The 12,475-nt window shown below is 40.3% G+C and carries 11 protein-coding genes; all 11 read left to right on the forward strand.

Going from position 1 to position 12,475, the window contains the following annotated elements; genetic code table 11:
* Window positions 1–3 precede the first annotated feature (3 nt).
* The 11 genes from PR799_RS05270 (at window position 4) to PR799_RS05320 (ending at window position 12,159) form a co-directional block, all read left to right on the forward strand.
* On the forward strand, window positions 4–474 hold the full coding sequence (locus PR799_RS05270) for a hypothetical protein (protein ID WP_272521498.1): 471 nt from the start codon (window positions 4–6) through the stop codon (window positions 472–474).
* A 64-nt stretch (window positions 475–538) separates the two neighbouring features.
* On the forward strand, window positions 539–988 hold the full coding sequence (locus tag PR799_RS05275) for an IrmA family protein (RefSeq protein WP_036406383.1): 450 nt from the start codon (window positions 539–541) through the stop codon (window positions 986–988).
* Window positions 989–1,689: 701 nt separating this feature from the next.
* Window positions 1,690–3,978, forward strand: coding sequence for an FdhF/YdeP family oxidoreductase (locus PR799_RS05280; protein ID WP_272521410.1), 2,289 nt, complete (start codon window positions 1,690–1,692; stop codon window positions 3,976–3,978).
* A 1,086-nt stretch (window positions 3,979–5,064) separates the two neighbouring features.
* Complete coding sequence (locus PR799_RS05285) at window positions 5,065–5,340, forward strand: helix-turn-helix domain-containing protein (protein WP_036952128.1); 276 nt, start codon at window positions 5,065–5,067, stop codon at window positions 5,338–5,340.
* 148 nt (window positions 5,341–5,488) lie between these two features.
* On the forward strand, window positions 5,489–6,037 hold the full coding sequence (gene fimA, locus PR799_RS05290) for a type 1 fimbrial major subunit FimA (protein ID WP_154627467.1): 549 nt from the start codon (window positions 5,489–5,491) through the stop codon (window positions 6,035–6,037).
* A gap of 77 nt (window positions 6,038–6,114) precedes the next feature.
* Window positions 6,115–6,651, forward strand: coding sequence for a fimbrial protein (locus tag PR799_RS05295; RefSeq protein ID WP_154602466.1), 537 nt, complete (start codon window positions 6,115–6,117; stop codon window positions 6,649–6,651).
* A 64-nt stretch (window positions 6,652–6,715) separates the two neighbouring features.
* Window positions 6,716–7,414, forward strand: a complete 699-nt coding sequence (locus tag PR799_RS05300) for a fimbria/pilus periplasmic chaperone (RefSeq protein ID WP_154627466.1) — start codon at window positions 6,716–6,718, stop codon at window positions 7,412–7,414.
* 85 nt (window positions 7,415–7,499) lie between these two features.
* Window positions 7,500–10,136, forward strand: a complete 2,637-nt coding sequence (locus tag PR799_RS05305) for a fimbrial biogenesis usher protein (RefSeq protein ID WP_272521411.1) — start codon at window positions 7,500–7,502, stop codon at window positions 10,134–10,136.
* Between the two features lie 43 nt (window positions 10,137–10,179).
* Window positions 10,180–10,683, forward strand: a complete 504-nt coding sequence (locus PR799_RS05310) for a fimbrial protein (protein ID WP_230088624.1) — start codon at window positions 10,180–10,182, stop codon at window positions 10,681–10,683.
* 34 nt (window positions 10,684–10,717) lie between these two features.
* A complete protein-coding gene (locus tag PR799_RS05315; RefSeq protein WP_272521412.1) occupies window positions 10,718–11,209 on the forward strand; it encodes a fimbrial protein in 492 nt (163 codons plus the stop codon).
* Window positions 11,210–11,217: 8 nt separating this feature from the next.
* Window positions 11,218–12,159, forward strand: a complete 942-nt coding sequence (locus PR799_RS05320) for a fimbrial protein (RefSeq protein ID WP_272521413.1) — start codon at window positions 11,218–11,220, stop codon at window positions 12,157–12,159.
* The last annotated feature ends 316 nt before the right edge of the window (window positions 12,160–12,475 follow it).

Here is a 12,475-nt window from a genome sequence, read left to right on the forward strand (position 1 = left end):
TTTGTGGCTGCATTAGCCTCACTGTGGTTGATGACATCACCTGCCTCTGCCACCAGCCAGCCCCCTAAAAATACCATTTGGGAATATAAAGGGGATGCCGGTAAAACCTTATGGCAAGTGTGTGGAAGCCAGAATAATACTTGTAGGGTTGTGGGCTCAACCAAGCATTATGTTGCTGTACTAAATCATAAATCCGCGTCAGGTTGCGCATTTGGTGATTTTTATATCGTGGCAAGAACTGATGGAAACTGGCAACAACGCGATACAGGCACTTGTAGCCCTAACGCCTACGTCCAAAAAGGAACCATTAATAATGGTCAGTACTCCTCGGTCGATATTGGTGTTGGCGGGACGATTGTAGCTCGTTACCCCATTGGGTATTGGAGTATGCAAAAAGAGTTCTCAGGCAAGAACCGACCACGCTGGAAAGAAAAAGATCGTACTAAAGGTGGATTGCAAACCAACCAACAATAAATAACATTCTCGCTACCGTTACTTGCGGTAGCGAGGACGATAAAAGATAACAAAAGGTAACGTAATGAATAAGATAAAAAGTATATTTGCAATGAGCTTATTGGCAGTCAGTACATTTAGCTTGGCTGAAGAACAACAGCGTTATGCGAGCATCACACATACCAGCTCAAATTTTATTAACCAAGGTTACTGTGGTTATTCATTTACCCTCGATAATGGCGGTAACCATATGGTTCTAGACCATGCGGAGTTTGGTGCACTTGAACTAACGCTGCGAATGAAAGATGGACAAGGAAAAGTATTAGGGGATACGGTACTGGAAGTGGAACCTTTTGGCGATTCTAGCGCAACGCGTGCCACGTTTGCAGGATTGGAAATTCCGTGTGAAGATGTTGCTGAGTTTGAAGTGGTTAAAGCGGTGGAAGATCAAAATGGTCGTAAGGTTGAATTACCGCTATCGATCTTTGAGGCGAATAATCCTGAGTTGGCGAAGATGTCGATTTCAGGGAAGTAGAAAAGCTTAGGCATTATGATAGAAAAATAATTGTTGGTATATTTGTTGGTATAAAATTTATCGAACACGATATTTTCATTATAAAACAATGTTAATTTACTCGTGTTCGAATCCTGTAGGGTACCATTTCAAAATGGCGCATATCAATAGACATCAAAAGATGTCTTTTTTTATGCCTAAAATTCAGTGAATCAACTGATTTTAACCCTTATTCGTTCAACCGACGTCTACCTATTCAACTATAGGGTAATTCGCCCGTGTTACCTAAAATTGGCTATCGATATCTTTGTTCGATGACGAATACGGCGGTTTCTGCTTAAACTCAACCATATAATTTCTAACTGTTCATTTTGTTATTTAACATTTCATTAATTGGATTATATTTTATTGTTAACGTGTCCTGTTTTTTAAATAAAGTAAGAATGTGAGTGCAATACTTTGTTTAATTAATTGATATTTAATCATTTTAATTGTTTTTTAGGGTTTTCATCTATAGCAAGTAAATTAAAAAGTATTAATGGATGATAATTCCTTATTATTACTAATCCTATTTGATATGTTATCCATGAAATAACATTTCATTTTTTAATTATATTCAAAAAAAGATAAGTCGGTATTCGTCACTCCACATTAATCATAATTACACTGTAATAAAATAACGTTTATTTCTTGTTACATTTAAATTTAAAAGAGTAATGAAAATGAAAGAAAAAATCGAAAATTACACTGGACCTGCGGCAGGTTGGGGGGCAGTTAAAGCTGTCGCTGAAGCTATACGCGAGCAGATGGATGTTGTACCCGATATTATTACTATGTTTGAAATGAATAAGCCTCAAGGTTTTGACTGTCCTGGTTGTGCGTGGCCAGACCCTAAACATAGTGCATCATTTGATGTTTGTGAGAATGGTGCAAAAGCGATGGCATGGGAAGCCACGGCAAAGAGAAGTACACTTGAGTTTTTTGCGAAACACACAGTGAGTGAACTGTTAACGTGGGATGATTACGACTTGGAAAATGAAGGTCGTCTAACTCATCCAATGAAATATAATGCGCAAACAGATTGCTATGAAAAAATTGAATGGAACGATGCTTTTGCTCAAATAGGTCAGCGGTTATCAAATTACTCAGATCCTAATTCTGTTGAGTTTTATACTTCAGGTCGAACGTCAAATGAAGCGGCGTTTTTATATCAGCTTTTTGCCCGAGAATATGGAACTAACAATTTTCCGGATTGCTCAAATATGTGCCATGAGCCGACAAGTGTTGGTCTCGCAGCTTCAATAGGCGTGGGTAAAGGGACGGTATTACTTGAAGATTTTGACAAGGCTGATTTAGTGATTTGTATTGGGCACAATCCAGGGACTAATCATCCTCGTATGCTCAGTTCACTTCGTGAGGTATCAAAACGAGGCGCCAAAATTATCGCAATTAATCCTTTGAAAGAAAGAGGATTAGAACGATTTACTTATCCGCAAGATCCAATTGAAATGTTGACGCTAGAGTCCACACCTCTCGCGGGATATTACTATAAAGTTAGAATCGGTGGAGATACTGCATTAATTAAAGGTGTCATTCGCACTATTATTGAGTATCACGATGCGGCGGTAGCAAAAGGTCAAGCGCCTATATTAGACAATGAATTTATAAGTACCCATACCGTTGGTTTCGATAAACTTAAGCAAGATGTGTTGTCTACTTCTTGGGATGATATTTTATCTGTGAGTGGCATGACTCGCGATGAAATAGAGCAAATTGCTCAACTTTATATTGAAGCAAAAAGCACCATTATTTGTTATGGCATGGGAATTACGCAGCATCAGCATGGCACTCAAAATATTCAGCAACTCATCAATCTTTTATTATTGAAAGGTAATATTGGTCGGGATGGTGCGGGAATTTGTCCATTAAGGGGGCACTCTAATGTGCAAGGCGACCGTACTGTCGGAATAACCGAAAAACCAAGCCAATCTTTTATCGATAAAATTGAGCAACGCTTTGGTTTTAAACCTCCTATCGCTTTTGGTCACGCTGCCGTGGCTAGCATGCAAGCAATCTCTGAAGGAAAAGTAAATGCATTGATCTGTATGGGGGGAAACCTTGCTGTTGCTATGCCGGATAAAGATGCATGCTACAGTGGAATGAAAAAACTTGATATGGCTGTTCATATTGGAACCAAACTTAATCGGTCACATTTGTTGACGGCAAAGCATACATTTTTATTTCCGGTATTAGGTCGTACAGAAGTTGATATTCAAAAGTCAGGTCCACAAAGCATTACAGTTGAGGATTCTATGTCAATGGTACATGCTTCACATGGCAAACTAAAACCGGCTAGCCCATATTTAAAATCAGAATGTGCCATTGTTGCTGGTCTTGCCAAAGCAACAATCCCTAACTCAAAAGTCGAGTGGGATGATTTCATTGATGATTACGATAAAATTCGTGATGCAATGGAAGCTGTATTACCAGGTTTTGAAGATTACAATAAAAGAATCCGAATTCCTGGCGGTTTTCATTTAACAAATGCAGCGGCTCAACGTAGGTGGTTAACGCAATCAGGTAAGGCAAACTTTATAACAACGGAAGGTGTTATTGAGGATCCGGAGTCTGCGACACATAGCGAATTAGTGTTGGCAACTATACGTAGTCATGACCAGTACAATACGACAATTTATGGAATGAATGACCGCTATCGTGGTGTTTTTGGTCAGAGAGACGTCATCTTTATCAGTGAAGCTCAGGCAAAAAAACAAAAATTATCTGCGGGTGATAGGGTCAATGTTATTGCCTTGGATAAACAGCAAAAGAGGACTAAACGTTGTTTAGATAATCTAAAAGTGGTTATCTATGATATGGCTGATCGTTGTGTTGCCACTTATTTTCCTGAAGCAAATAACTTGATAGCACTCGATAACTTTGATCCTCAATGTGGTATTCCGGCGTATAAAAATATTCCAGTAATTTTAGAGAAGGTAAGTGCCTTATCCTAATTGTTCTAAATTCTAACCACCCCTATAGTGGGTGGTTTAATTGATCCTCTAAAGGCATATCAACGACGTTGTCTAAATAATACCGATTTCCCTTCTGTTATTCCGAGTATCTTTACTGCCTTTCTTATCTAATCACTCTCTAATGCTATCGACTCAACTCATACAACATTGGTGGACCAGCTTTCCTATGAGCTCTATAAATAATCTATTCAATATTACTTAGTATTTATACTAATCAATTGCATTACTATTTCTAAACTATCTTTAATGTTTATCTTGAGCGTTTAGTTTGGCGATTCGAGTTGAATAAATCATTAAATAAAGAATTGATAGTTAATGAATAGGTTTTCTTGATATTTACCAAATATATCTGGTTATTTAATATACAAAGTTATTAGATTATTAAATTTTATTTAAAAAATATAATTTAAAACACGAAATAAAGGTGAAATGGTGGGTGTAATAATTATTTACATATTTATTTAACTGTTGCTAGGATTATTCTTATATGCGGCTATAATGAATTCAGTTTTTGTTTTTCTTGAAAGTTGTTTTTAACTCTTAATTGGGATTTTTTGTGGGTATTACGCTTTTGTGCTGTTTTATTATTTTTTTATAAATCCATTAATATTCCAATGTCGACTATCATTTTTCGATTTGTTTTTATCTTTATCTTTGCGAATTAATTGTAATGTACTAGTTATTGTTTTCCATTAATTAACGGTTTTGTTTTTATATCTTGCTCCTTATTGTAAATTATTGTGTCTGTTTCACATGTATATCGTGTTATGCGTGTCTTATTTCATTTAAAGAAATATCTTCAATTATTTATTTTGGTATTTTTGGGTTCTTATAACGTGTTGATTTATATATTTTAATTTTTTACTCATATTTGATTATTTATTGATTTAAATGAATTAATATTTATGATTGATAGCCTGCGTATATCAAATAGCTCTTTTTCGATCGAAAAAAACAATTTTTAACTACAGTTTTAATTCTATAACTTAATAACAGCTGAAGAGTATTTTCCTATATCGATAATATAAAAAAATAATCAGCGAAATATGATCTGAGAGGTTTGAAATGCGAGATTATGAACCATTATCAAATAATATTGGCAGGATGTTAAAAGACTACCGTAGGCGCACAGGATTAACAGGAAGTGAATTGGCGAAGCGTATTAATGTAAGCCAGCAGCAAATATCTCGGTATGAAAACGGCGTGAATAATATATCATTCGACAAACTTATCATACTATTTAATGCACTTGAAATGAGTAGTAGAGATATTGATGTTTTCTTCGAAAAAATGAAGTATCTGTTTGATTCTAGTGTATACAAACACTCTAAAATAGAGTGATAGACCCTTTTTTTTTAAAATCATTCAAATTTAATTAAATTGTTTTAGGCAATTTAATTAAATTCGGTCGTTTTAATTATAGTGTCATGAAGTCTGTATTTGTTTTTTCTATCAAGATGTACTTAATAAATATACATAAGGAAATATTATGAAAGTTAAATCACTAGCACTTGTTGTTATTTCAGCTTTATCTTTAGGTTCAGTCGCTGCAATGGCTGCAACAACAACCGTAAACGGCGGTCAAGTACACTTTAAAGGTGAGCTAGTGAATGCAGCGTGTGCTGTTGATGCTGGTTCTGTGGAGCAAACTGTTCGTTTAGGTCAAGTTCGTACAGCTAAATTAGCTAAATTGGGCGATACCAGTGGTTCTGTTGGTTTTAATATCCAATTAAACGACTGTGATACAACAGTTGCTACTTCTGCAAAAGTTGCCTTTACCGGTGTTGCAGCGAATGCAGCTAACCCAACTGTTTTATCTGTTGCTTCTTCAGCTTCAGGTGCAGCAACTAACGTTGGTATCCAAATTTTAGATGGTCAGAGCGCACCTCTGGGTCTGGATGGCGCAACATTCAGTAACCCTATCACTCTGAATGACGGTGCAAACGTTCTGCCATTCCAAGCTCGTTACTTCGCACTGGGTGCAACAACTGCTGGTGTTGCTAACGCAGATGCAACCTTCGCAGTTCAATACGAGTAATCATTAAAAAGGATTAGGGATATCCCATTTGATAAGCCAAGGATGGCTTTTATTCACGAACCAAAAGGTGGAAGTTTATGAGAGAGCTGCTGGCAGTTTCACTCCTTCTGTTTTCTCCATTTTTGCAAGCTGGAAATAAATGGAAAGTTCAACTTCCTGGTGGCGGGATGCGCTTTCAAGGGGAGTTAATTGCAGAAGGCTGCACTGTTGAAACTTCAGATCGTAATTTGGTAGTGAATATGGGGCAAGTGCGCACCAATGCATTTAAGGCTCCAGGCCAAGATTCAGCACCGACTGCGTTTGATCTTCACCTACGAGAGTGTAGCGATGCGGTCAGTGAGTATATATCCATAACCTTCAACGGTGTGGCTAATGAAAGGAACCCAGATATTTTTTCCATCGGCGATGGGCCTAGCACCGCGAAAGGTGTAGGAGTAGCCATTTTTGATTCAAAAAATACCTTAATTCCGGTGAATAGTGCTCCACGTAAAATAGCTAATCTGCGTGATGGGGATATGACGTTGCATTTTGTTGCTAAGTATCGCTCGACGAGCGAGAACATCATGGGCGGAAAAGCGAATGCACAAGCACTATTCTCACTGACTTATGAATAAAAATACCGAAAAAGACAGTGACATATTTATTTAATTTTTTTAGTAAAAAAGGACAGATGTAAACATGAAAACCAGAAAAACATATAAGTTCATTACCGCCTTATTACTTTTACTCTGTTCGACCGTGTCCACTCAGGTTTATGCGGGTGTTGCATTAGGTGCAACGCGAGTGATTTATCCTGCGGATCAAAAGCAGGTTCAACTTGCCGTGACCAATAATGATGAAAAGGGCGTTTTTCTGATCCAATCGTGGGTTGAAAATGCCAATGGCCAAAAAGATAGCCAATTTGCGATTACTCCGCCCCTGTTCACGATGAAAGGCGTTAAAGAAAATACACTGCGCATTATTGATGCAACCAATAACCAATTACCGAAAGACAGAGAAACACTGTTTTGGCTGAATGTGAAAGCGATTCCAGCAATGGACAAAGCGAACATGAACGAGAACACGTTGCAGTTAGCGATTATTAGCCGCATTAAATTGTATTACCGTCCTACAGGTCTTTCTATTGCACCGGATAAAGTGGCTGAAGAATTACGCTTTAAGCGCCAAGGCAGCTCACTGATTGTGGTCAACCCAACGCCTTATTTTGCCACTGTCACAGATTTAAAAATCGGCGCAGCAAAATTGGATAATGTGCTTGTTCCTCCATTTGGTGATGCGTCAGTGAATGTTCCTTCCAATGGCAATGGTGCTATTAGCTACCAAACCATTAATGATTACGGCGCACTAACGCCGAAAATGACAGGAAAAATGCAGTAAAAACATACGTTTTTATTTCTCGAAAATAATTAAACATCATTCCAAATTGGAAATTTGCTGAGCAACATTGTTGAGCGGAGGGAGCATGTCACATCTGACATCTGAAAAAGGGCTATTAATTTCAAAAAAAGGATCATTTTTGGGATGCAGATTCGAACGCCATTTTCCTTTGGTTCCGCTGGCATTCTTGATAGGCGCATGCCTTTATCCAACATGGGCGACGGCAGAGTTATATTTTAACCCTCGTTTCTTAGCGGATGATCCTTCAGCAGTCGCAGATTTATCTGCGTTTGAACAAGGGCAAGAAGTTCCTGAAGGGACTTATCGTGTTGATGTCTATCTTAATGATGGTTATTTACTCACCCGGGATGTGAACTTTGTTCTGGATAAAAATGATAAACAGCTATCTCCTTGTTTAACGCCTAATGAATTGGCCAAGATGGGGATCAATACATTATCGCTGCCAGAATTACAGACGAAACCCAAAGATACCTGTGAACCATTATCATCCACCGTGAAGGATTCAACGGCGAGATTTGATGTGGGTTTGCAACGGTTATATATCACCGTTCCACAGCTGTTTATGAAAGACAAAGCGCGAGGTTTTATTCCTCCGGAGCTTTGGGATTCAGGGATCACGGCAGGTATTTTAAACTATAGCCTGACGGGAAGCAGTGCGCGTAACCAAGACGGAAAGCACAGTAGCTATAACTATTTGAATCTACAAAGTGGTTTAAACTTTGGCGCGTGGCGCTTACGAGATAACTCCACATGGAGCCACAGTACAGGCACAGCAAATAGTGAAACTCGCTGGGAACATATCAATACCTATTTAGAACGCGGCATCAATGTGATCCGCTCTCGTTTAACGCTGGGTGATAGCTACACCCCGGGCGAAATTTTCGACAGCGTTAACTTCCGAGGCATCCAATTAGCTTCGGATGACAATATGCTGCCTGAAAGCCAAAAAGGTTTTGCGCCGGTGATCCGAGGGATCGCTCGCGGTACAGCGGATGTCTCTGTTAAGCAAAATGGGTATGAGATCTATCGCAACACATTCCCACCGGGACCGTTTGTAATTAACGATCTCTATTCTGCAGGGAATAGTGGTGATTTGCATGTGACGATCACGGAAGCGGATGGATCCGTACAGAGCTTTACCGTGCCATATTCATCCGTTCCGTTGCTCCAACGTGAAGGGCATACTCAATATGCCGTCACTGTAGGGGATTACCGTTCGGGAAGCGGTAATCAGGAAAAGCCGACATTCTTACAAACGACGTTACTGCACGGTTTGTCATATGGTTGGACGCTCTATGGCGGAACTCAGTTAGCCAATCGTTACCAAGCTTTTAACGCAGGGATAGGTAAAAACATCGGTGTCTTTGGGGCGCTATCTATCGATATTACCCATGCTAATGCCAAATTACCGGATGACAGTAACCATCAAGGTCAGTCAATTCGTTTCTTATATAACAAGTCTCTGAATGAAACGGGCACGATTATTCAGCTGGCGGGTTACCGGTATTCAACAAAGGGTTACTACTCATTTGCGGATACGACATATAAGCGGATGTCAGGGTATAACCTTGCGACGCAAGACGGCATTATCCAAGTGACACCTAAGTTTTCTGACTATTACAACTTAGCCTATAACAAACGCGAAAAAATTCAGTTAACCCTAACCCAGCAGTTGGGTGAGCAATCCACGATGTATGTGACAGGAAGTCATGAAACGTATTGGAATACTAGTAAAGCGGATAAGCAATTACAGGTAGGGATTAACACGCTAATTAAAGGGATTAGCTGGGGATTAAGTTACAGTCTGTCCAAAAACTCATGGCAGGATGGCAACGACCAAATGCTGGCATTGAGCGTCAACATTCCCTTTAGCCATTGGTTACGTTCGGACAGTCAGTCTATCTGGCGTAATGCCAGCGCAAGTTACAATGTTTCGCACGATCTCAAAGGTCGCGTAAATAACACCGCTGGTTTATACGGAACGTTATTGGAAGACAATAACTTAAGTTATAGCGTTCAAGCTGGGTATGCAGGCGGTGGGCAAGGTAACTCTTCAGGAACGGGTTATACATCCCTGAATTATCGCGGGGCTTATGGAAATGCCAACGTTGGTTATAGCTATGCCGATAACATTCGCCAAGTTTACTACGGTGTGAGTGGGGGCGTTTTAGCTCATGAAAATGGATTAACGTTGAGCCAGCCAATGAACGATACCGTGGTATTAGTGAAAGCACCAGGTGCAGGACATGTGAAAGTCGAAAACCAAACAGGGGTTGAGACTGACTGGCGGGGCTATGCGGTATTACCTTATGCCACTGAATATCGTGAAAACCGTATTGCGTTGAATACCAATACGTTAGCGAACAACGTGGATCTGGATGATCCCGTCCTGAATGTAGTGCCAACCCGTGGTGCTGTGGTTCGCGCTGATTTCCAACCTAAAGTTGGGATAAAAGTTCTCATGACGTTGATGAGACATGGAAAACCAGTACCGTTTGGTTCCGTCGTCTCTTCTGATGAAAGTGGTGGTGGCAGTATTGTGGCGGAAGATGGGCAAGTTTATTTAACGGGGTTACCGCTAACGGGACGATTAATTGCGCGTTGGGGGGAAGGGGCTGATGCTCAGTGTACGGTTAATTACACACTGCCAGCAGAAAGCCAATATGAAATCCTCAGTAAGTATCGTGCCGAGTGCCAATAAGGAGCCAATAGTGTTTGATAAATCGAATATATTCTTTGCCTCAATGCTGACCTCGTTGTGCTTATGTTCCAATGTATTGGCGGCGGATAGCACCATTAACATTACAGGCAATGTACGAGATAACACTTGTGCCGTGGCTCCTGGCTCACAAAATCAAGTGGTCGATTTGCTCCTGAATGCGGTGAAACAGCTGCACTCAGTGGGGGAAGTGACGCCAACAGTACCGTTTCGTATTGAGCTAACACCTTGCGGCTCTGCGGTAACAGCAGTCAAAGTCGGGTTTGTCGGTATAGCAGACTCGAGTAACAAAACTTTGCTGGCATTAGAACCCGGTAGCGCAAATGCGACAGGGGCAGGTATTCAGATTTTAGACAGTGCTAAAGACCCATTAGTCCTCAATGCGGACTCAAATAATATTGCATGGACGCCTTTAGTGGCAGGAAAAGCCAATACGCTCAATTTCAATGCACGTTTAATGGCGTCAAAATTGCCCGTTACGGCAGGGCATATTCGAGCAACGGCCACATTTACGCTCGAATTCCAGTAAATAGAGGATGCGATGAATGACGTATAAATCAACAATGATGACGGCCTTAATTTTGGGGCTGTTATCTTCATCAATAACCTCCACACACGCGGCTGACGTAACCGTGACGGTCAATGGGAGCGTTGTTGCGAAACCTTGTACGGTATCAACCAAGACTGCCAATGTGGATCTGGGTGATCTTTACACGTTCAATTTGACCTCACCGGGGTCGGCATCGGATTGGCATACTGTGTCGCTGGATTTGACCAATTGTCCTGTTGGTACATCGGTAGTTATGGCGACCTTTAAAGGTGTCGCTGATTCGGTGGGATACTACAAAAACCAAGGTACGGCGGGCAATATCCAGCTGCAACTTCAAGACTCATCGGGTAATAATTTAAATAACGGCGCACAAAAACGCATGCCAGTCAGCGATGCAACGCTTTCAACCAGTTTTCCTTTACAAGTAAGGGCAATATCGGTAAGAGGCGGGGCGACACAAGGCACCATCCAAGCGGCAATTGATGTCACCTACACGTATCTGTGAGCAATATTATGAATATAAAACAGCTAGTTAAATTAATCGTTGTTAACACGTTTATTTACTTTGTCGGAGTTTCTTCGGCATATGCTTTTACCTGTCGTGACTCGACTGGAAACGTATTGAACAGTGCTCCAGGAACAGGTACTGCCAACGTCTATGTGAATTTACAACCAAGCATTCAAACAGGGCAAAACTTAGTTGTTGATTTATCTCAGTCTATACAGTGTAAAAATGACTCCCCAACAAGTCGTTTAGACCTAGTGAGTATGATTAGAGGGTCTGCTTATGGCGGGGTATTAAGCAACTTTAATGGTTCATTAAGATACTATGGCTCAAGTTATACTTTCCCATTAAATAGCCCAACGAAGCAGCAAAACTTCCCATCAGGAAACTATACCGCTTGGAATACCCAGCTTTACTTAACACCCGTTTCTGCGGCGGGAGGGGTAGTTATCAACCAAGGAACACATTTTGCCACTTTAGTGATGTATCAAGTGGGGTCAGATCTGGTTGGTGGTGGGAACGTGCACACAGCGACATTTACGTGGAATTTATTCGCGAACAATAATGTTATTGTGCCTATTGGGGGCTGCGATGTTTCTTCGCGTAATGTGGTCGTCAATTTACCGGAATATCCGGGTAGTGCTCAGCCGGTACCCTTATCTATCTATTGCGCTTCTAGCCAAAATATTTCCTATTACTTAACGGGTACAACGGATACGAGCAGCAATATTTTTGCTAATACCCTGTCTGGCGCAAATGCCGCGACAGGGGTCGGGATCCAAATGGTTCGCAATGGTAATGCGATCCCTGCAAACCAAAACGTTCAGTTAGGTCGAGTAGGAACTTCGTCGACGAGTTTAGGGCTAAGCGCGCGATACTCAAGAACCCAAGGTCAGGTGACCGCAGGGAAAGTGCAGTCCGTGATTGGCGTGACGTTCATGTATGATTAGTGAATGAATTAGATAGATGAAAAGGCTCAAGAAGAAATATCTTGAGCCTTTTTGCGTTAAATAAAGATTCATATGCTTAGCAGAAATTTGGATGATCTGTATGTAGCGCTGGGTATTGTATCATTTTCCCATCACTGAGAACTCAACCTATTAATATTATTGTAGAATATGGTCATCATTATCGTTTTGGTAATATTGACTGTTATTTTACAAACCCTGAATACAGACCACAGACCACCCGCAAAAAATCCTTCAAAAAAGAATAAATACCAAATAATAAATTATAAATAAATTTTAATAGTCATTAATGCGTATT

It is taken from the genome of Providencia sp. PROV202, from assembly GCF_028479565.1.
Lineage (GTDB): Bacteria > Pseudomonadota > Gammaproteobacteria > Enterobacterales > Enterobacteriaceae > Providencia > Providencia zhijiangensis.